This window comes from Janthinobacterium sp. SUN118, assembly GCF_030397695.1.
GTDB lineage: Bacteria > Pseudomonadota > Gammaproteobacteria > Burkholderiales > Burkholderiaceae_D > Janthinobacterium.
In genome coordinates this window covers 3329101-3349873 of record NZ_JAPUBV010000001.1, presented here as the reverse complement: position 1 = coordinate 3349873, position 20773 = coordinate 3329101, and the positions used below count along the sequence as shown (strand labels likewise).

The window sequence follows — 20773 nt, the reverse complement described above, 5'->3', positions numbered from 1 at the left end:
TGTTTTTGGCGAGGATTGCAACTTTGGCGCCATTTTGCGTGACATTGCCCCTCGCCGCAATCTAAATCCCGCCATTTTGTGTAATGATGGCGTTTACTTTTGCTCAAGTGCGCCGCGGGCGATTTTGCCCCTGTGCCAGTGGCACGGCGTAAAGTGTTGTCTAAAATAAAACAGGAGTAGCTCGTGGGCATAGAAGTCAATTTCGAGGGCAAGATTGCCCTGATTACCGGCGCGTCGAGCGGCCTCGGCGCGCGCTTTGCGAAAGTGCTGGCCCAGGCCGGCGCCCAGGTCGTGCTGGCTTCGCGCCGCACCGAACGCCTGAAGGAGTTGCGCGCCGAGATCGAAGCCGATGGCGGCGCCGCGCACGTGGTGTCGCTCGACGTGACCGACTTCGCCAGCATCAAGTCGGCCATCGCGCATGCGGAAACGGAAGCGGGGCCCATCGATATCCTCGTCAACAACTCAGGTGTCTCCACCACGCAACGCCTGGTCGACGTCACGCCCGAAGATTACTCGTTCGTGATGGACACCAACCTGCGCGGATCGTTCTTCGTGGCCCAGCAAACGGCCAAGCGCATGATCGCGCGCGCCAAGGGCGACCCGAAGAAACAGCACCGCATCATCAATATCGCCTCGATGGCGGGCTTGCAGGTGCTGCCGCAGATCGGCGTGTATTGCATGAGCAAGGCGGGCATGGTGCACATGACGCGCGCCATGGCCGTGGAGTGGGGCAAGTATGGCATCAACACCAACGCCATCTGTCCCGGCTACATTTCCACCGAGATCAATGAAGATTACTTCGCCACCGAGCAAGGCAAGAAGCTGATCGAGATGCTGCCGAACAAGCGCCCAGGCAAGCCGGAAGACCTCGACGGCTTGCTGCTGTTGCTGGCGGGCGAGGATTCGCATTTCATCAACGGCGCGATTATTTCCGCTGACGGCGGCATGGCCAGCATGTAACTGGCATGGGGCAGGGGATTGTTGCCACATGGAAAATTAGCGGCTATGATGGTTTTGCTTGCGGCATAGCGTCCGAGCATAACCATAATATACGAGAATTTCACGATGGCAACTCCCTCGAAGTTTGATAATGACACGTTTCAGCTGGCCCGCGATCACTTGAACGCTTTTGTTGCAAGGACCGCCGCCAAGCTTGCCGGTGAGACGGGCAAGCTGCTGGAAGTGGGGCCGCAGGATCGCTCCACCGTGCGCGAAAACTTCAGCAATTTCAGCGTCGATACCTTTGATATCGTCGATACCTACAGCCCCACCTTGGTGGGCGACATCACCAAGGTCAATGCGGCGATCGTGGACAGTGCCTATGACTGCGTCGTCTGTCTGGAAGTGATTGAGCATACGCTCAATCCGTTTGACACCGTCAAGGAAATCCGCCGCATCCTCAAGCATGAAGGCTATCTGCTCATTTCCGCTCCCTTGAACTGGCGCATCCATGGCCCGATTCCGGACTGCTGGCGTATTACCGAGCATGGCTGGAGCGCCTTGCTGCGCGATTTCGACATCATTGAAATCGATATTCTGGAAACGCCCGACCGTGAGCTGTTCCCGATCAAATATAACGTGCTGGCGAAGTGCAACAAGTTCAAGAACACGCAGGACAATGAACTGACGTTCCGTTTTATCTAGGAGTGGTGATGGTACTGGCTGCAGTAAATGAACAGGCCGAGGACGTCTTGCTGCGCATCAGCGGGGATCGATTCGTGCCGGAGATATTCCGGGAGACGGGCGTCTTTGTCGTGCGTAACGCCATTGCACCGGATCTGCTGGCGCAGTGGCAGCACGAGTGGGACATGTTTTATGACGCCAAGCTGCGCTCCGGCCGCAATGTCAGCCAGGCCAATCCGGTGTCGCTGACCGAAGAGCTGCCGGAAAAATTGCTGGAAATGTACCGTGCGCCGGTCTATGCCGAAACGCTGTCGCGGATATTCGGTCCCGACGTGGCGCTATACAATCACCGCTTCGTCATCAAGGATGCGTTCAGCCCCAACCGGGTATTCCTGCATCAGGATAGCTGTTATCACCTGGGCAATCTGAATAAGTGCAGCGTTTTTACCGCCTTGAGCCGTGTGGATGAGGCCAACGGCGCAATGAGTTTTTATGTCGGCTCGCATAAACTCGGTTATCTCGGCGATGCTGGCGAAATCAATCCCGACAGTTTCAGCATCAAGTTCGTCAAGGTCACGCCTGTTTTGAATGCCGGCGATTTCGTGGTCATGAACAGTTCGACGTGGCATGAGTCGGGGCCGAATGTGTCTGGCGTCCACCGCATTCTGGCCGATACGATTTTCCAGCCTGCCGACGACCCGACGGGCAAGGAGCTGGTGTCTGGGGAATGGAAAACGGATATTTTCTATTCGCCGCTCAATTGCATCCAGTATTTTGCCAACTCCAGGGTATTGAAAATCATCAAGTACGAACAGGCAAGGCGGGAACAGGCCGGCGCGCCCTGACCTCCGCCGTCAGCGCTGCAGCTGCAAGCCCACCAGCTTGTGCACCAGCTCGGATGAGGTGGAGGCGGCGAACTTGCGCATCAGCTTGGCACGGTGCATTTCCACCGTGCGGGGGCTGAGGTCGATCTGCCGGGCGATCAGCTTGCTCGTCTTGCCCTCCACCAGCAGGGCGGCGATCTCGCGCTCGCGCGGCGTCAGTTCCGCCGTCACGGGACGTTTCTCGCTGACATCCTCGAACGTCCAGATGCCCGGCCCCAGCGGCTGCGCGGGCAGCATGGCGTGGCCCGTGACGTGGCACCAGAACAATTCTCCATTGCTGCGGCGCATGATGCGCTCATCCGAATAGCGGCCCCTGGCGTTCATGATGGGAATGATGCGGTCACCGGTGCGCAGGAATTCATCGTGCGTGGGGTAGAGTACCTCGAACGACTGGTCGTCGAGCTGGGCGCGCGCGTAGCCGAACATGGCCGCCAGCGCTTCGTTGCAGCTGCGCATGATGCGGTTTTCCGACATGCACATGCCGACGGGCGCGTGCAGGAAGATGCTTTCATAGTCGATGGCTGACGCGGCGTTCATCTGATGCGTATCACTCTCACAGGGGGATTGCCGGCACGGCGCCGGTAGTTCTACGGTATTGTACTTTCCACTCGCGTATTTTATGCTGAGTCGCTGCCAGAGTCCTGGACTCTAGGCCAAAGCTTAACAAAATAGAGGGACACCCATGAATAAAGTTTATCCTGACGCCGCTGCGGCGCTGGCCGGTATCGTCCAAGATGGCCAGACCATCGCTGTCGGCGGCTTCGGCCTGTGCGGCATCCCCGAAGCCCTGATCGGCGCCTTGCGCGATTCGGGCGTGACGGGCCTGACAGCCATTTCCAACAACGCCGGCGTGGACGGCTTCGGCCTGGGGCAGCTGCTGACCACGCGCCAGATCAAGAAAATGATCGCCTCCTATGTGGGCGAAAACAAGGAATTCGCGCGCCAGTACCTGGCCGGCGAGCTGGAACTGGAATTCACGCCGCAAGGCACGCTGGCCGAGAAGCTGCGCGCCGGCGGCGCCGGCATTCCCGCCTTCTTTACCAAGACGGGCGTGGGCACCATCGTTGCCGACGGCAAGGAAATCCGCGAGTTCGACGGCGAGCAGTACGTGATGGAACGCAGTCTCGTGGCCGACGTGTCGCTGGTGAAAGCCTACATGGCCGATCGCGCGGGCAATTTGGTCTATCGCAAGACGGCGCGCAATTTCAACCCGAACGTGGCCATGGCTGGCAAGATCACCATCGTCGAAGTGGAAAAACTGGTCGAGGTAGGCGAGATCGATCCGGATCAGGTGCATACGCCGAGCATCTTCGTGCATCGCATCGTGGTCAACGCGAACCCGGAAAAACGCATCGAGCAGCGCACCGTGCGCAGCGAAGCTTAAAAAAGAATACGGAGAACATCATGGCTTGGACGAGAGACGAAATGGCTGCGCGTGCTGCGCGGGAATTGCAGGATGGCTTTTATGTGAACCTGGGCATCGGCTTGCCGACCCTGGTGGCCAATTACGTACCGGAAAATATCGAAGTGTTCCTGCAGTCGGAAAACGGCTTGCTGGGCATCGGCCCGTTCCCCACCGACGAGGAAGTCGATGCGGACCTGATCAATGCCGGCAAGCAGACGGTGACGGCCTTGCCGGGCGCCGCCTACTTCAGCTCGGCCGACTCGTTCGGCATGATCCGCGGCGGCAAGATCAACCTGGCCATCCTGGGCGCCATGCAAGTGTCGGAAAAGGGCGACCTGGCGAACTGGATGATTCCAGGCAAGATGGTCAAGGGCATGGGCGGCGCCATGGACCTGGTGGCCGGCGTCAAGCGCGTCGTGGTGCTGATGGAACACGTGGCCACGGCCAAGGATGGCACGACGTCGCACAAGCTGCTCAAGCAGTGCGACCTGCCATTGACGGGCGTGGGCGTGGTCGACGTCATCATCAGCGACCTGGGCGTGATCGACGTGACGGAAAACGGCCTGAAGCTGGTGGAGCTGGCGCCAGGCGTGACCAAGGAACAGGTGCAGGCGGCCACGGGCGCTGAGCTGGACGTGTCCGCCGTATAAACGGATGGTTGCAGGAAATGCAAGGGCGGACAGCGATGTCCGCCCTTTTTTTATGCGCCCGCCTTGCCGCGCAAGCCGTCGAGGCTGTAGGCGCCGGCGCCCGCTGCCGCGAAATACAGGAAGGTGAAGCAGTACATCACGGCCATTTCGCCGCCGTTCAGGATGGGCAGGAAGCCGGCCGGCGCATGCGCCATGAAGTAGGCGGCCGCCATCTGGCCCGACAGGATGAAGGCGACGGGGCGCGTGAACAGGCCGATCAGCAGCAGCGTGCCGCCGACGAGCTCGATGACGCCGGCGGCGCCCATCACGGAAAACAATTGCAGGCCGTCGAACATGGCCACGTGCGGCGCGCCGAACAGCTTGGCCGTGCCGTGCTGCAGGAAGAGAAAGCCGAGGATGATGCGAAGCAAGCCCAGCAGGCGTGGGCTCCAGGTGGCGTAAAAGGCGGGCGTGAGGGACATGAGTACTCCATTCAAAAAGGTCGATGGTTCGGTGTCAGGCTTGCATTAACGCAATGTCATTATGCGGGAGCTTGCTGGCGAACAGTGCTGTAACTGTAATTGTTTTCCGTCGATTAATCATCGGGCTTCAAGTTGATGCATCATTAACTATTGGTTGATGATGCAACAGCGGGCGCCCATGCAAAAAGCCCCGCAGATCGCTCTGCGGGGCTTCTTCGTATTGCCGCTGCGGGGGAGGCCGCTTACTTGACGATATTGACTGCCGGGGCGATGTAGGCGTCATCGACGGGCGAGGTCGGATTGGCCAGCTCGCTATGCAGCTTGTCCATGTCCAGCTCTTTTTCCCATTTCGACACGACGATGGTCGCCACGCCGTTGCCCACAAAATTAGTCAGCGCGCGGCATTCGCTCATGAAGCGGTCGATGCCGAGGATCAGCGCCATGCCGGCCACGGGAATCGTCGGCACCACGGCCAGGGTGGCGGCCAGGGTGATGAAGCCGGCGCCGGTGATGCCGGAGGCGCCTTTCGAGGTCAGCATCGCCACGCCGAGGATGGTGAGCTCTTGCCAGATGGTCAGTTCCGTGTTGGTTGCCTGCGCCACGAACAGGGCGGCCATGGTCATGTAGATGTTGGTGCCGTCCAGGTTGAACGAGTAGCCGGTAGGCACGACCAGGCCGACCACCGGTTTCGAGCAGCCGAGGCGCTCGAGTTTTTTCATCAGGGCCGGCAGCGCCGATTCCGACGAGCTGGTGCCCAGCACGATCAGCAGTTCTTCCTTGATGTACAGCAGGAAGCGGCCAATCGAGAAACCCGTGTACTTGGCGATCAGGCCCAGCACGACGAAGACGAACAGGAAGCAGGTCAGGTAGAACGAGCCCATCAGTTTAGCCAGCGGAATCAGCGAAGCCAGGCCGTATTTGCCGATGGTGAAGGCCATCGCGCCGAACGCGCCGATCGGGGCGACTTTCATGATGATGTTGACCATGCCGAAGATGGCGTGCGACAGCTCGTCGATCAGCTTGGTGACAGGGCGGCCACGCTCGCCCAGCAAGGACAGCGAGAAACCGAACAGCACGGCGATCAGCAGCACTTGCAGGATGTCGCCCTTGGCGAACGCGTCGACGAAGGTCTTCGGGATGATGTTCATCAGGAAGTCGGTCGTCGTCAAGCCTTCGGCGTGCGTGTATTGCGCGATCGACTTGGCGTCCAGGTGGGCCGGATCGGCGTTGAAGCCGGCGCCCGGTTTCAGAATGTTAGCAACCAGCAAGCCGATGGCCAGCGCGAAGGTGGAGACCACTTCGAAGTACAGCAGCGCCTTGCCGCCCACGCGGCCGATTTTCTTGACGTCCTGCATGCCGGCGATGCCGGAGACCACGGTACAGAAGATCACCGGGGCGATGATCATCTTGATCAGTTTGATAAAGCCGTCGCCCAGCGGTTTCATGTCGACGGCGTTCGATGGGTAGAACACCCCCAGCAGCACGCCAGCCACGATGGCGAACAGCACCTGGACGTACAGGATTTTATAGAATGGTTTTTTCACGAGTGGTCTCCTCTTGCGGGTTGATGCTGCGATCATCCACCGATTGGACGGGCCGCTCAATTGTGGATAACCGCAGATATGCACTTTCGCTATATCGGGTATCGCCCCATGAATGGAGTGCTGCGGCGCAGCATTTCAGGCGCGCGCTTGGAGCATTGCCCGCGCTGCGCTACACTGCCGAAGAGTCGAGCGCGGGGCATCCGGCAAATTGCCGGTTTCTTTGTTTTTTTACCACCAAATAACGACGCCTGACAAAACCGTAGCGAGCGGAAGGGAGTGCTGGCCGGGAAGCGCAACCGTACGGGAGTACGGCGAGCATCGCCGGCCGCAAGCACCGACGCGCAGCAGGTTTTTGTCTGGCCTTATAAGGAATCGCATGATCGAAGCAAGCATCAAATCTGTCCAGTGCATCTCCCCCGCAGGCTTGCACACCATGTCCTACAAGGAATGGGGCGCGGCGGACAATCCGAACGTGCTGGTCTGCGCCCATGGCGTGACGCGCGTGGCAGACGACTTCGACAACCTGGCGCGCGCCATGGCCAGCGATTACCGCGTCATCTGTCCCGACGTGGTGGGCCGTGGCCGCTCGGGCTGGCTGGCCAACCCGCAGTTTTACCGCGTGCCGCAATATGTGAGCGACATGGTGACCCTGCTGGCGCGCGTGCTGGCCAATGGCGAACGCCAGACGGTCGACTGGTTCGGCACGTCGATGGGCGGCTTGATCGGCCTGGGCCTGGCATCGCTGCCGCACAGCCCGATCAGCAAGCTGGTCTTGAACGATATCGGCCCGACCCTGGCGCCGGAAGCGCTGCAGCGCATCGGCGACTATATCGGCCAGGACCTGCGTTTCGAGACCTTCGAGCAGGGCGCCAAGTTTGTGCGCGACGTGTCGGCCAGCTTCGGCCCGCACACGGACGCCGAATGGCATAAACTGGCGGTCGATGTGTTGCGCCAGGATAAGGATGGCCATTGGCGCCGCCATTACGATATGGGACTGGCGATGCCGTTCCGCTCGGCCACGCCGGAATCGGCGGCCAGCGACGAAGCCATGCTGTGGGCCGCGTACGATGCCGTGCGCTGTCCGACCCTGCTGGTGCGCGGCTCGGAATCCGATTTGCTGTCGCATGACACGGCCACGCTCATGCTGGGCCGCGGCCCGAAGGCGGAACTGGTGGAAATCGCCGGCGTCGGCCATGCCCCCACGTTCGTGCACGACGACCAGATCGCCATCGCGCGCAAGTTTTTGCTGGGCAAGTAATAGCGTCACACCGTCATACCGCAGTAACGCACGACCGATTTTGAAACAACCGAAACGAGAAATAAGATGGAAATTACACGATTGCACGTAGGCAAACGCCTCTCCGAAGTGGCGATTCATAACAGCACCATCTACCTGGCGGGCCAGATCGCCGAAGACACGACGCAGGACATCGTCGGCCAGACGCGCGAAGTGCTGGGCCACGTCGACCGCCTGCTGATGGAAGCGGGCAGCGACAAGACTTGCATCCTGTCGTGCCAGATCTATATCGCCGACATGAAGGATTTTCCCGGCATGAATGAAGTGTGGGACGACTGGGTGGCTTCCGGCCACACGCCGCCGCGCGCCACGGTAGAGGCCAAACTGGCCAATCCAGCTTGCCTGGTTGAAATCGTCATCATCGCTGCAGAACGTTAAGCTGTTGATTTACTAAGTTGAAGGTATTACATGGTTTCCATCTCGGCCCCGCATAGCGCCACATCGGAACAATTGGTAGAGGGCTTGAGTGCGCCGGATAGCGCGCGCGTGCTGGACGCGCTTGCGTATGCCACCGAAGCGTACGGCGACAAGCAGACCTTCGCCGGCCGCTCCGCGCTGGACTTCGCCATTGGCGTCGCCACCACGCTGGCCTTCCTGCGCAGCGATGCGGAAACGCGCATCGCCGGCCTGATGTTCGAGCTGACCCTGCTCGAGCCGGACACCGCGGCCGATATCGAGCCGCGCTTCGGCAAGCAGGTGTGCGACCTGGCCACCGGCGTGCGCCAGCTGATACGTTTGCGCGCGCTGACCCAGGCGCAGCACGGCAGCACTGGCGGGCGTGGCAAGAATGCGGCGCAGCAAGCCGTGGCCCAGGTGGAAACCCTGCGCAAGATGCTGCTGGCGATGGCGTCCGACATGCGCGTCGTGCTGGTGCGCCTGGCCGCCTGCGTCACCACCTTGCGCTATTTTGCCGACTTGAAGCTGTTCAATGAAATGACGCGCGAGTACGGCAAGGAAACGCTGGACCTGTACGCGCCGCTGGCGAACCGCCTCGGCATCTGGCAGCTGAAGTGGGAACTGGAAGACCTGTCGTTCCGCTTCATCGAGCCGGAAGCATATAAACGCATCGCCAAGATGCTGGAAGAAAAGCGCATGATGCGCGAGGGCTTCGTTTCCTCGGCGATTTTGCGCCTGCAGACGGAGCTGGCTTCGGCCGGCATCCAGGCCGAAGTCTTTGGCCGCCCGAAACACATTTACAGCATCTGGAACAAGATGCGCGGCAAGGAGCTGGACTTCACGGCCCTGTACGACGTGCGCGCCTTCCGCGTCATCGTCGCCGACGTCAAGACCTGCTACACGGTGCTGGGCGTGGTGCACAATATCTGGACGCCGATCCCGAAAGAATTCGACGATTACATCTCGCGGCCGAAACCCAACGGTTACCAGTCGCTGCACACGGTGGTGACGGCCGAGGATGGCCGCCCGCTGGAAGTGCAAATCCGCACCAATGAAATGCACAGCTTTGCCGAATACGGCGTGGCCGCGCACTGGCGCTACAAGGAAGAGGGCGGCTCGAACTTCGCCGGCCAGAAGTACGACGAAAAGATCGCCTGGCTGCGCCAGTTGCTGGCCTGGAAGACGGAAGTGGCCGACGCCGTCGTGGGCCAGGAAGAAATCCAGCGCGAATGGGTGGAAAAGCTCAAATCCGCCACGCTGGACGACCGCATCTTCGTCATGACGCCGCAGGCGAGGGTGCTGGAACTGCCCGTGGGCGCCACGCCCGTCGACTTTGCCTATCACCTGCATACGGACGTGGGCCACCGCTGCCGCGGCGCCAAGGTCGACGGCATCATGGTACCCCTGAATACGCAGCTGAAGAACGGCCAGACCTGCGAAATCATCACGGCCAAGGGCGCGCCGGGCACGGCCGGGCCGTCGCGCGACTGGCTCAGCGCCGGCTACGCCGTCAGCACGCGCACGCGTTCGAAGATACGCGCCTGGTTCCACGCCATCGACATGCAGGAAACCCTGGCCCACGGCCGCGCGCTGGTGGAAAAATCGCTGCAGCGCGAAGGCAAGACGGCCGTCAACCTCGAGGCGCTGGCGCAAAAGCTAGGCTTTGCGAAAGTCGACGAGCTGTTCCTGTCGGTCGGCAAGGATGAATTCAGCCTGCGCCACGTGGAGCAGGCGCTGCACGACAATGGCGAAGTGGTGGTGCCGGAAGACGCCGTGCTGGTGGGCAAGAGCCGCGCTTCCAGCGTGGAGCAGGGCGCCAAGTCCGGTGTGCTGGTGGTGGGTACGGAAGGCTTGATGACGGTGCTGGCCAAGTGCTGCAAGCCGGCGCCGCCGGACAGCATCGTCGGCTTCGTGACGCGCGGCAAGGGGGTCTCCATCCACCGCGCCACGTGCAAGAATTTCGAGGAAATGCGCGCCAAGGCGCCAGAACGCGTGATCTTCACGGAGTGGGGCAGCACGGGCCACGACACCGTCTATCCGGTCGACATCTTCATCCTCGCGGGCGACCGTCAGGGCTTGCTGCGCGACATCTCCGAAATTTTCTCGCGCGAAAAGATCAACGTGATCGGCGTCAACACCCAAAGCGCCAAGGGCCAGGCCCGCATGACGTTTACGGCCGAGATCAGTTCGACGGCGCAGTTGTTGAAGGCGCTGAATGTGATCAAGGACGTCAGTGGCGTGCTTGAGGCAAGAAGAAGTTAATCTATCCGTGGGAATCCGGCCCGGATTCCCACGTCTCCCTGTCAGTGCGTCTTGTCGCTTGCATGCAAGCCCGCCATCGTGGCCGTCTCCGGCTGCAGGGTAATGTGGTCGATGCCGTGCTTACTCAATAGCATCTTCTTGATCGCGCGCAAGACCTTCGGCCAGTGGTCGAGGTGTTCGATTTCCACATGGCCGATCAGGGCCGGCTGGCCCGGCGACATGTCCCAGACGTGCAGGTCGTGCACGGCGATCACGCCATCGACCTGTTCCACGTCGGTGCCCACGGCGATGTAGTCGATCTGCATGGGCACGCCTTCCATCAGGAAGTGGTAGGACTCTTTCAATACCCCGAACGTGGATTTCAGGATCAGCAGGGATACGAGCATCGACAGCAGCGGATCGATCTGCATCCAGCCCGTGAAATAGATCACGGCGCCGGCGACGATGGCGGCGACCGATCCCAGCAAATCGCCCATCACGTGCACGAGGGCGGCGCGCGTATTCACGCTTTGCTTGTCCTTCGACAAGACCCACGCCACCACCAGGTTGATCAGCAAGCCGATGAAGGCCACGACGAAGACCATGCCGCCCTGTACGGTTTGCGGGGCGGAAAAGCGCAGCACGGCTTCGTAGCAGATCCAGCCCACCACGCACAGCATGGCCAGGCCGTTGACGAAGGCGGCCAGCGCCTCGGCGCGGCCGAAGCCGAACGAGTGGCGCGGCGATGGCGGACGGCGCGCGATCAGTTGCGCCAGCAGGGCCAGGCCCAGCGCGGCCGCGTCCGTGACCATGTGGCCTGCATCGGAAATCAGGGCCAGCGAATTGGACAGGAAGCCGGCCGCCACCTCGATGCCGGCAAACGACAGGGTCAGGCCCAGCGCCCAGGCCAGGATGCTCTGGCTGCGTCCCTCGAACGAATGGGTGTGCTTGGCGTCGCCTTTTAAATGGGCGTGTAGGTGGGTGGCATCGTGTTCGGTAGTCTCGTGCATGGAGTCGGTGGTGGGTGGATGTTGCGCTAGTGTAAAGGAAATGCGGCGATGCCGGGCGCAGGCACGCGGCAAGGAGGGGGAAACTGGCCGGTGACAAAGCGGGAGATTTGCTTGCACAGTTCCCTGCATAATTTATTGCTGATGCCAGCCAACTTGGCGCATGGCGGCATGACAAGGTGAGAACGCATGAAAGTCGCTTGACCTACCTGGAGATCCAGCAATGAAGATGACATTGAAGGCGCATTTGAGTGTCGTGATCGGTTTTCTGTCCCTGCTGTCCATCGTGATCGGCTTGTTTGGCCTGTATGGCATGAACAAGACCAATGAAGGCTTGAAGACGGCCTATGAAGACCGTACCGTGGCGCTGGAGCAAGTCGCCCGCATCGACAGCCTGCTGGTGCGCAGCCGGCTGCAGCTGGCCGAAGCCTTGCTTGACCCCGTCGCCGCGAAGATCCACGCCAAGGCGGAAACGATAGAGGCGACGATCACCGAGGTCAACAAGATCTGGAATGCCTACATGGCAACGTACCTGACGCCGCACGAGAAACTGCTGGCCGATAAATTTGCCGTCGACCGCGAGAAGATGGTCAGGGAAGGCCTGATGCCGGCCGTCGCGGCCCTGCGCGAAGGCAAGATCGACGGCGCCAGGCAGGCCGAGGCGCACCTGCAAACGCTGATCCCGGCGATGCGCGAAGGCATCAATGCCTTGCACAAGCTGCAAGTCGACGAGGCGAAAAAGGAATACGAGGAGTCGAGCGCCCGCTATGTCACTTTACGTACGATCATCATTGCGATCATAGTCCTCGGTGCGCTGCTGGCCGCCGTGATCGGCTTTTTCCTCATCCGCAATATCTATCGCCAGCTGGGCGGCGAGCCGGAATACGCGGCGCATATCGTGCGCAGCATCGCCGCCGGCGACCTGGCCGTGCCGGTGACCACCCACAGCGGCGACGACCACAGCCTGCTGTATGCGATGCAGATCATGCAGCAAAACCTGGCGCAGGCGGTTGGCGACATCCGCGAATCCATCGATACGATCGCCACTGCCTCGGGCCAGATCGCTACAGGCAACCTGGACCTGTCCTCGCGTACTGAAGAGCAAGCCAGTTCCCTGGAAGAAACGGCTTCGTCGATGGAGGAACTGACCTCGACCGTCAAGCAGAATGCGGACAATGCGCGCCAGGCGAACCAGCTGGCGCAGTCGGCATCGAATGTCGCGCTGAGGGGAGGGGACGTGGTGGCGCAAGTGGTCGGCACCATGGGCTCGATCAATGAATCGGCCAGGAAGATCGTCGACATCATCGGCGTCATCGATGGTATCGCGTTCCAGACGAATATCCTCGCCTTGAACGCGGCCGTGGAAGCGGCGCGGGCCGGCGAGCAGGGACGCGGCTTTGCCGTGGTGGCCAGCGAGGTGCGCAACCTGGCGCAGAGGTCGGCCGCCGCGGCCCGGGAAATCAAGGAGTTGATCACGCATTCCGTCGACGCCGTCGATGCCGGCAGCAAGCTGGTCGAGCAGGCGGGCGCGACGATGGAAGAAATTGTCGAGAGCGTCAAGCGCGTGACGGACGTCATGAGTGAAATCACGGCCGCCAGCCAGGAGCAGACGTCGGGTATCGAGCAGATCAATCAAGCCATCACGCAGATGGATACCGTGACGCAGCAAAATGCGGCCCTGGTGGAGGAAGCCGCGGCGGCGGCCGAATCCTTGCAGGACCAGGCCGCCAACCTGGTGCAGGTGGTCAGCATCTTCAAGCTGGCCGCGACGGGGGCCGCCAGCACGGCGGCGGCGCCGGTGGCCAGCCTGGCCCGCGGCGCGCGGCGCGTGGCTGGCAACGTGAAGCAGCTGAAACGCGCGGCAAGGGCGAGCGTCACGACGCGCGCCGGCCACGTGTTCCAGGCGCTGTGAGCGGCCGTGCCGCGCCTTGCCGGCGTCAGGCGGCTGGCGCGGCCGTTACACCGAACTTGCCTTCGCGGAAGTCCTGCACGGCCTGGAATACCTCTGCCTGGGTATTCATGACGAACGGACCATATTGCGCGATCGGCTCGTTCAGCGGCTGGCCGGCGATCAGGATCACGCGGCCGCCTTCGGGCGCCTCGATGCGCACGCCGTCGCTGCCCGGCGTATTGGCCAGGATCGCCATGCGCAGGGCCGGCACGGCCTTGCCATCCACCTGCACTTCGCCACGGAAGGTGTACAGGAAGGCGTTATGACCTGGCGGCAAGGGCTGCTCGAAGCTGGTGCCGGCCGGCAAGTCGATATCGAGGTACAGCGGCTGCGTCAGCTCGCGCTGCACGGCGCCCGTCACGCCATGGCTCTCGCCGGCGATCACTTGCACGACCACGCCCGTATCCGTCGTGTAGCGGGGAATTTCGCTGCTCTCGAAATCGCGGTACCACGGCGTGCGCATCTTGTCGCGCGCGGGCAGGTTCAGCCATAGCTGGAAACCTTCCATCACGCCTGCTTCCTGCTCCGGCATTTCCGAGTGGACCACGCCGCTGCCGGCCGTCATCCATTGCACGCCGCCCGAGGTCAGCAAGCCTTCGTTGCCCGCGCTGTCGCGGTGGCGCATGCGTCCCGTGATCATGTACGAGACTGTCTCGAAGCCCCGGTGCGGATGCTCGGGGAAGCCGGCGATATAGTCGTTCGGCTTGTCGCTGGCGAAATTGTCGAGCATCAGGAACGGGTCGAGTCGGCGCTGCAGCTGCTGCGTCAGCACGCGGTTGATCTTCACGCCGGCGCCATCCATGACGGCCTGGCCGGCGATCACGCGCTCGACGGCGCGCGGTTTGCTGAGGGTATTGATGTCGCTCATGCTGCTCTCCAGTTGGGAAGAACGGCGCTCGTGCGCCGTCCCGGGTTGATGCCCATCAATCGTTGTACTTATACCAGGATCGCGTTGATCTCGGCATCGGCCTGCGCTTGCGCCTTGGCCACGGCTTCCGGGCCCATGCCCATGCCTTCCGAATACACATATTGCACGTCGGTCATGCCGAGGAAGCCGAACATGGTGTTCAGATATGGCACCTGGCTGTCGTGGGCGCTATCGCGGTGCAAGCCGCCGCGGGACAGGCCCACATAGACTTTCTTGCCGGTCAGCAGGCCCACGGGGCCGTTTTCCGTGTACTTGAAGGTGACGTTGGCGCGGGCAATCGCGTCGAACCAGCTTTTCAGTTGCACGGTGATGCCGAAGTTGTACATCGGCGCGCCGATGACGATCACGTCAGCCGCTTGCACTTGCGCAATCAGCGCGTCGTCGAGGGCGATGCGGGCCGCCTGTTCCGGCGTGCGCTTGTCGGCCGGGGTGAACAGCGCTTGCAGGGTCGGCTCGTCGAGCACGGGGTGCGGTACGGCGGCCAGGTCGCGGCGGACCAGGGCGGCGTCCGGGTTGCCCGCCTGTACGCGGGCGACGAGGGCGTCGGCCAGGCGGGTCGAGGCGGAACCGGTGCTGCGGGCGCTGGAATTGATTTGCAGGATGTTCATCTTGTTTCTCCGTGTGAGGTGTCTTGCGATGGATGAACTATAGCAATTCCAAAATTGATGCGGAAGCCGTTAAAATGGATAACATTAATCCACTGGTGGAACAATAAAGTTAAGAGGTCAAACATGGATATCGATCCCGGAGACTTGCTGCTGTTTGCCCGCGTCGTCGAATGCGGCAGTTTCAGCCGCGCCGCCGTGCGCGTGGACTTGCCCAAGTCGACCTTGTCGCGGCGCCTGTCGCAGCTGGAGGCGAAACTGGGCGAACGGCTGCTGCTGCGCACCACGCGCAAGCTGGCGCTGACGGAGTTTGGCGCCAGCCTGCTCGAGCATGCGCGCAAGGTGGTGGAGGAAACGGAGGCGGCAGGTGCCCTGGCGCAGCACCGCCAGGCGGGGCCCAGCGGCTTGCTGCGCATTTCCATGCCCGCCGATTTCGGCGACGCGCTGATGCGCCAGGTGCTGGCCGAATTCGTGCGCCGCTATCCGGCCATTTCGCTGGAGCTGGACCTGTCGGCGCGCCGCGTGGATTTATTGGAAGAAAATTTCGACCTGGCCATCCGCATGGGCAACTTGCCCGACGACGCCAGCCTGGCCGCGCGCCGCGTTGCCTTCAGCACCCTGGCGCTGTATGCGTCGCCGCAATACACGAGCGTGCACGGCTTGCCCGAGCATCCCGACGACCTGTATGGCCATGACTTGCTCAGCCTGCCACGGGCCGTGCATGGCCTCGTGCACTGGACCTTGATTCGCGGCAAGACGACATGGGAGCGCGACTTGCCCGTGCGCCTGCTGGCGAATTCTCCGGAGTTGCTGGTGCGCATGGCGTGCACGGGCGTGGGCATCGCGGCCAGCACGGACCGCTTTGCCAAGGCATACGTGGCGACGGGGGAATTGGTGCGGGTCTTGCCCGAATGGAGTTTTCCGCTGGTCACGGGCTGGGCCGTGTTTCCCGGCCGGCGGCTGATGCCGGCCAAGACGCGCGCGTTCCTGGACTTGATGGAGGAAATGTATCGCACGGACGCGCCCGTGTAGGCGCGCGCCGAGAGCAATTTACTTGGGCAGCTTGCCCATGACTTCGCCCAGCTGCACGGGGCCGGCCGGTTGCCAGTTGGCATTGAATTGCACGCTGTCCTTGGGGAACAGCATGACGACGGTGGACCCGAGCAGGAAGCGGCCCAGCTCGTCGCCTTGCTTCAGCACGACATTGTCGTTGGCATAGCTCCAGTCGCGCACCTGGCCCGTGCGGGGCGGGTTGACGACGCCGTGCCAGACGGTGGCCATGCTGCCGACGATGGTGGCGCCCACCAGGGTCATGACGAACGGACCGTTGGCCGTATCGAACACGCAGACGACACGCTCGTTGCGGGCGAACAGGCCGGGGATGCCGCGCGCCGTTGTCGGGTTGACGGAGAACAATTCACCGGGCACATAAATCATGCGCGTCAAGCGGCCGTCGCACGGCATGTGGATGCGGTGGTAGTCGCGCGGGCTCAGGTACAGATTGGCAAAGCTGCCGTGTTCGAACTGCGCTGCCAGGGCCGCATCGCCGCCCACCAGGGCCGTGGTGCTGAAGCTGTGGCCCTTGGCCTGGAAGATCTGGTCCTTGTCGATCGTGCCGAACTGGCTGATGCGTCCGTCGACGGGGCAGACATAGTCGGCTTGCGCCAGCGGACGGGCGTCGGGGCGCAGCGCGCGCGTGAAGAAGTCGTTGAAGCTCGCGTAGTGCGTGATGTCCGGGTCCAGCGCCTCATCCATGTTGACGTTGTAGCGGCCGACGAACCAGCGGATCAGGCGCGTCGTCATGGCGCCACCCTTGGCGCCGGCGATGCGGCCGGCGAAGTTGGTCAACGCTCCCTTGGGCAGCAGATATTGAGGCAAAACGGCAAGACGGTCAGACACGATGGGAAGCCTTTGACGGGGTGGTGGGAATAATGGCGAAAACGCATTATAGCGGCGATGTGGTACGCAATGATATGTACCGTATGCAAGGGGACATATCGCAGTCTGCTGCCGAATTTAATTTGCCATAGGGAATATTTTCAGGAAACTGTGCCACTCGGAAAAAATTGCAGCACAATACAGCGGCCTGTTTTTTAGCTTTTAGCCATTTTTATTCAGCCAACTTTTTTTAGCCAGGTCATGATGCCACGCCGTTGCCTCCGCCTTACCATTCTTTGTTCCGCCGTTTTACTTGCCTGGAATGTCCAGGCCCAGCAATCCGACGCGCCAGCCGCTGATGCCGCCGCCGCGCCGCTGAAGGCCGAGAAGGCCGAAAAGTCCGCCGCTCCCGCCATGCAAACCGTCGAAGTCAAGGGCGGCGGCTATGATCCGCGCCGCGACGATACGGCCAGCAAGATGGTGGTCAGCAGCGAAGAAATCCTCAAGTATGGCGACACCAGCGTCACCGACGTGCTCAAGCGCCTGCCCGGCATCACCGTGTCCGGCGCGGCCGGGCGCTCGGGCGGCGAAATCCGCATGCGCGGCCTGGGCAGCGGCTACACGCAGATTTTGCTCAACGGCGAACGGGCGCCGGCCGGTTTCTCGCTCGACACCCTGTCGCCCGACGTCATCGAGCGCATCGAGATCCTGCATGCGGCCAGCGCCGAGTACAGCACGCAGTCGATCGCCGGCACCATCAATGTGGTGCTCAAGAAAGCCGTGAAGACGGCGCAGCGCGACGTCAAGCTGGGCGCGGGGGGCGGGCGCGATGCGTTTTCCAGCAATGGCAACCTGCAATTGTCGGACAAGGACGGCATTTTTTCCTATTCGCTGGCGGCCTCCTTTTATCGCTATGACTATCACTATGCAAACCCGGCACGGGACCTTGGCTATTTGCCGGACGGCCAGCAAAATCTGCTGCGCAACAGCAAAGGCACGGGCGATGGCCGTTCGGAAGGCATCAACATGTCGCCGCGCCTGAACTGGGCTTTTCCCGGCGGCGATAATCTGACGGCGCAATTTTTCCTGAATCTCGGACGCAACGAAAGCCGTACTCACAGCCGTACCGACACGATCATGGGCTTGCGACCTGACTACGATACGAACGACAGCGACGGCGGCAACCACTATGTATTTGGCCGAACGGACCTGACCTGGGTGCGCAAGCTCGATGGCGGCGCCAGGCTGGAACTGGGACTGCGCGTAGGCCTCAGCAATAATTCGTCCGATAACCACCCGCTCGGCCATATCGATGGCGTGGGACTGGCGCTGGACCGTACCGCGCGCGTGGATGCGTCGGAAAAGAGCATCTCTTCCACCGGCAAGTATTCTTCGCCGCTCATCCCGGGCCATGCCTTGTCGATGGGTTGGGATGGCGGCTACAGCAAGCGCGACGAGGAGCGCTGGCAGCGCGAGCTGGCCTTGCCGGGCGGGCGCCCGCCATTCAACGTCGATGAAGACTTTAATGCCGACATCAAGCGCCTGGCGCTGTATGCCCAGGACGAGTGGGATATCACGCCGCGCTGGTCCATGTATGCGGGCGTGCGCTGGGAAGGCATCGATACGCGCAGTATCGGCAACACGTATGACGAGGTGCAGCAGCGCAGCAGCGTCTGGAGCCCGCTGCTGCAAACCTTGTGGAAATTGCCTGACACCAAGGGCGACCAGGTGCGCCTGGCCTTGACGCGCACCTACAAGGCGCCGGCCACCTCCAGCCTGATTCCGCGCCGTATGATGTCGACGAATAATAGCCAGACCGAGCCTGACCGCGAAGGCAATCCGAACCTGAAGCCGGAGCTGGCGCTGGGCATCGACGCTTCCTACGAACATTACTGGGCCGAAGGGGCCTTGCTCAGTGCGCGCGCCTCGGCCCGCCGCATCGATGGCTACACGCGTCAGGGTTTGCTGTATCTCAATGAGCGCTGGGTTTCCACGCCCGTCAACGACGGCCGCGCGACTACGCAGACACTGGAACTGGAAGCGAAGTTCCCGCTGCGCGCCGTGCTGGCCGGACCCGTGCCGGCGCTGGATGTGCGCGCCAGCGTCAGCCGCAACTGGTCGCAGGTGGAGCAGGTGCCGGGGCCGGACAACCGGCTCGACCAGCAAACGCCCGTCAGCGGCAACGTCGGTCTCGACTACAAGACGCCGGACGGCGTGCTGACGACGGGCGGCAGCTTCAACTTCCGCAATGGCGGCCCGGTGCGCATCACCGAGCGCCAGAGCGCCTATACGACACCGCGGCGCGACCTCGATATTTATGCGCTGTGGAAATTCAACGCGAAGCAGCAGCTGCGCCTGGCCGTATCGAACCTGCTGGCGCAAGACTTCGAAAGCCGCACCAGCTACACGGACGCCAGCGGCACGATACAGCGCAACAGCATTTCACCGAGCTCGCCGCAAGCGCGCGCGACCATGGAAATGAAGTTTTGATGCTGATGCCAGGCTGAAAATCCGTCGTGAAACCCCGGCCGGCATCCCCGCTGGCCTATAATCTCGGCAATCGCGCGCGCGGCCCGTCCGTACGCGCCACCTTTTCATTTGCCAAGATTGCTTTTCCCATGACGTTTTCCTCCCTCGGCCTGATCGATCCCCTGGTCCGCAAACTTGACGAGCTTGGCTATGCCAAGCCGACGCCCGTGCAGGCGCAATCGATTCCCGCCGTGCTGGCCGGACGCGACCTGATGGCCGCCGCCCAGACGGGCACGGGCAAGACGGCCGGCTTTGCCGTGCCGCTGCTGCAGCGCCTGACCCTGGAAGGCGTGGTGGCGCCGCAATGCGTGCGCGTGCTGGTGCTGGTGCCTACGCGCGAACTGGCCGAGCAAGTCTATGCGAGTTTCCGCAGCTATGGCGGCAACTTGCCGCTGCGCAGCTTTGTCGCCTATGGCGGCGTGCCCATCGAGCCGCAGATCAGCAAGCTGCGCAAGGGCCTCGACGTGCTGGTGGCCACGCCGGGCCGCCTGCTGGACTTGCAGACGCAGGGCGCCGTCAAGTTTGAGCAAGTGCAGACCCTGGTGCTGGACGAAGCCGACCGCATGCTGGACCTCGGTTTCGAGCGCGAGCTGGATTTGTTGCTGATGACCATGCCCAAGCAGCGCCAGACCCTGCTGTTCTCGGCCACCTTCTCGGACGCCATCCGCGCCATGGCGAAAACCATGCTGAAGGACCCTGTCTCGGTGGAGGTAAGCGCGCGCAACAGCACCGTCAAGGCCGTGAAACAGTCGGTGATCGTGTGCGACAAGAAACGCAAGCCGGAACTGTTTTTGCACCTGCTGAAGAAAAAGCGCTGGGGCCAGGTATTGGTCTTCGTCAAGACGCGCAAGGGCGTCGAGCAACTGGTGAACACCTTGCTGGAGCAGGGCGTGCGCGCCGATTCCATCCACGGCGACAAGACGCAGCCGAACCGCCTGCGCGCGCTGGCCCGCTTCAAGGCGGCCGAGGTGCAGGTGCTGGTGGCCACCGACGTGGCTGCCCGCGGCCTGGACATCGACCAATTGCCGATCGTCGTCAATTTCGACTTGCCGACCGTGGCCGAAGACTATATCCACCGCATCGGCCGCACGGGCCGCGCGGGCGCTTCGGGCGAGGCGATTTCCCTCGTCTGCGCCGACGAGGTGGAATTGCTGTCGGCCGTCGAAGCGCTGACCCGGCAAACGCTCAAACGCGCCGAAGAACCCGGTTACGAGGCGGAGCATCGCGTGCCGGGCACGACCGCCGGCGGCACGATCCAGAAGAAGGCCGTCAAAGTGCTGGCGCCGAAGGCGGCCGAGCGCGCCAAGAAGCGCCGCTTCTACAAGTAATCGGGGGCAAGGCGCGCTGCACGGATATGCCATTCGTGCCATCATG

General features: G+C 62.1%; 19 protein-coding genes. 12 read left to right on the top strand and 7 right to left on the bottom strand.

The window, feature by feature from the left end; genetic code table 11:
• Positions 1-183 precede the first annotated feature (183 nt).
• The 3 genes from O0880_RS15095 (at position 184) to O0880_RS15085 (ending at position 2468) form a co-directional block, all read left to right on the top strand.
• Positions 184-960: an SDR family oxidoreductase gene (locus O0880_RS15095; protein ID WP_070221564.1), complete on the top strand. Its 777-nt coding sequence runs from the start codon at positions 184-186 to the stop codon at positions 958-960.
• A 105-nt stretch (positions 961-1065) separates the two neighbouring features.
• Positions 1066-1644 (top strand): methyltransferase domain-containing protein, encoded by a 579-nt coding sequence (locus tag O0880_RS15090; protein ID WP_289887182.1) that lies wholly within the window; start codon positions 1066-1068, stop codon positions 1642-1644.
• An 8-nt stretch (positions 1645-1652) separates the two neighbouring features.
• Positions 1653-2468: a phytanoyl-CoA dioxygenase family protein gene (locus O0880_RS15085; RefSeq protein WP_289887181.1), complete on the top strand. Its 816-nt coding sequence runs from the start codon at positions 1653-1655 to the stop codon at positions 2466-2468.
• 9 nt (positions 2469-2477) lie between these two features.
• Here the strand turns inward: O0880_RS15085 and O0880_RS15080 are convergent, their stop codons facing one another.
• The gene (locus tag O0880_RS15080) at positions 2478-3044 is read right to left on the bottom strand and encodes a PAS and helix-turn-helix domain-containing protein (protein ID WP_289887180.1); all 567 of its coding nucleotides are present in this window, start codon (positions 3042-3044) and stop codon (positions 2478-2480) included.
• 145 nt (positions 3045-3189) lie between these two features.
• On the opposite strand from O0880_RS15080, the gene O0880_RS15075 reads away from it, so the two are divergent.
• Both O0880_RS15075 and O0880_RS15070 read left to right on the top strand, forming a co-directional pair.
• A complete protein-coding gene (locus O0880_RS15075) occupies positions 3190-3891 on the top strand; it encodes a CoA transferase subunit A (protein WP_289887179.1) in 702 nt (233 codons plus the stop codon).
• 20 nt (positions 3892-3911) lie between these two features.
• Entirely contained in the window at positions 3912-4562 is a 651-nt protein-coding gene (locus O0880_RS15070; protein WP_289887178.1) for a CoA transferase subunit B, read from the top strand.
• A gap of 50 nt (positions 4563-4612) precedes the next feature.
• On the opposite strand, the gene O0880_RS15065 is transcribed toward O0880_RS15070, so the two are convergent.
• Together O0880_RS15065 and O0880_RS15060 are read right to left on the bottom strand one after the other, a co-directional pair.
• A complete protein-coding gene (locus O0880_RS15065) occupies positions 4613-5023 on the bottom strand; it encodes a DoxX family protein (RefSeq protein ID WP_071324071.1) in 411 nt (136 codons plus the stop codon).
• Between the two features lie 242 nt (positions 5024-5265).
• Complete coding sequence (locus O0880_RS15060) at positions 5266-6603, bottom strand: dicarboxylate/amino acid:cation symporter (protein WP_232250906.1); 1338 nt, start codon at positions 6601-6603, stop codon at positions 5266-5268.
• 340 nt (positions 6604-6943) lie between these two features.
• Here O0880_RS15060 and O0880_RS15055 point away from each other — a divergent pair, with 340 nt between their 5' ends.
• The 3 genes from O0880_RS15055 to O0880_RS15045 all read left to right on the top strand — a co-directional run bounded on the left by O0880_RS15055 (position 6944) and on the right by O0880_RS15045 (position 10522).
• Positions 6944-7825, top strand: coding sequence for an alpha/beta hydrolase (locus O0880_RS15055; RefSeq protein WP_071324069.1), 882 nt, complete (start codon positions 6944-6946; stop codon positions 7823-7825).
• A gap of 66 nt (positions 7826-7891) precedes the next feature.
• Positions 7892-8242, top strand: coding sequence for a RidA family protein (locus O0880_RS15050; protein ID WP_071324068.1), 351 nt, complete (start codon positions 7892-7894; stop codon positions 8240-8242).
• Positions 8243-8272: 30 nt separating this feature from the next.
• On the top strand, positions 8273-10522 hold the full coding sequence (locus O0880_RS15045) for a bifunctional (p)ppGpp synthetase/guanosine-3',5'-bis(diphosphate) 3'-pyrophosphohydrolase (RefSeq protein ID WP_071324067.1): 2250 nt from the start codon (positions 8273-8275) through the stop codon (positions 10520-10522).
• A 41-nt stretch (positions 10523-10563) separates the two neighbouring features.
• Here O0880_RS15045 and O0880_RS15040 read toward each other — a convergent pair whose 3' ends face one another.
• Positions 10564-11511 (bottom strand): cation diffusion facilitator family transporter, encoded by a 948-nt coding sequence (locus tag O0880_RS15040; RefSeq protein ID WP_071324066.1) that lies wholly within the window; start codon positions 11509-11511, stop codon positions 10564-10566.
• A gap of 220 nt (positions 11512-11731) precedes the next feature.
• Between O0880_RS15040 and O0880_RS15035 the strand changes: the two genes are divergently transcribed.
• A complete protein-coding gene (locus tag O0880_RS15035; RefSeq protein ID WP_289887177.1) occupies positions 11732-13420 on the top strand; it encodes a methyl-accepting chemotaxis protein in 1689 nt (562 codons plus the stop codon).
• A gap of 25 nt (positions 13421-13445) precedes the next feature.
• Here O0880_RS15035 and O0880_RS15030 read toward each other — a convergent pair whose 3' ends face one another.
• Both O0880_RS15030 and O0880_RS15025 read right to left on the bottom strand, forming a co-directional pair.
• Positions 13446-14327, bottom strand: a complete 882-nt coding sequence (locus tag O0880_RS15030) for a pirin family protein (RefSeq protein ID WP_289887176.1) — start codon at positions 14325-14327, stop codon at positions 13446-13448.
• Between the two features lie 68 nt (positions 14328-14395).
• The gene (locus tag O0880_RS15025; RefSeq protein WP_071324063.1) at positions 14396-14995 is read right to left on the bottom strand and encodes an NAD(P)H-dependent oxidoreductase; all 600 of its coding nucleotides are present in this window, start codon (positions 14993-14995) and stop codon (positions 14396-14398) included.
• Between the two features lie 123 nt (positions 14996-15118).
• On the opposite strand from O0880_RS15025, the gene O0880_RS15020 reads away from it, so the two are divergent.
• Positions 15119-16024, top strand: coding sequence for a LysR family transcriptional regulator (locus O0880_RS15020; protein ID WP_071324062.1), 906 nt, complete (start codon positions 15119-15121; stop codon positions 16022-16024).
• A gap of 18 nt (positions 16025-16042) precedes the next feature.
• On the opposite strand, the gene asd is transcribed toward O0880_RS15020, so the two are convergent.
• Positions 16043-16891: an archaetidylserine decarboxylase gene (asd, locus tag O0880_RS15015; RefSeq protein WP_289887175.1), complete on the bottom strand. Its 849-nt coding sequence runs from the start codon at positions 16889-16891 to the stop codon at positions 16043-16045.
• 393 nt (positions 16892-17284) lie between these two features.
• On the opposite strand from asd, the gene O0880_RS15010 reads away from it, so the two are divergent.
• Together O0880_RS15010 and O0880_RS15005 are read left to right on the top strand one after the other, a co-directional pair.
• Complete coding sequence (locus O0880_RS15010; protein ID WP_289887174.1) at positions 17285-19360, top strand: TonB-dependent receptor; 2076 nt, start codon at positions 17285-17287, stop codon at positions 19358-19360.
• A gap of 128 nt (positions 19361-19488) precedes the next feature.
• Positions 19489-20727 carry a DEAD/DEAH box helicase gene (locus tag O0880_RS15005; RefSeq protein ID WP_071326518.1) on the top strand — a complete coding sequence of 413 codons (1239 nt, stop codon included), beginning with the start codon at positions 19489-19491 and terminating at the stop codon, positions 20725-20727.
• Positions 20728-20773 lie beyond the last annotated feature (46 nt).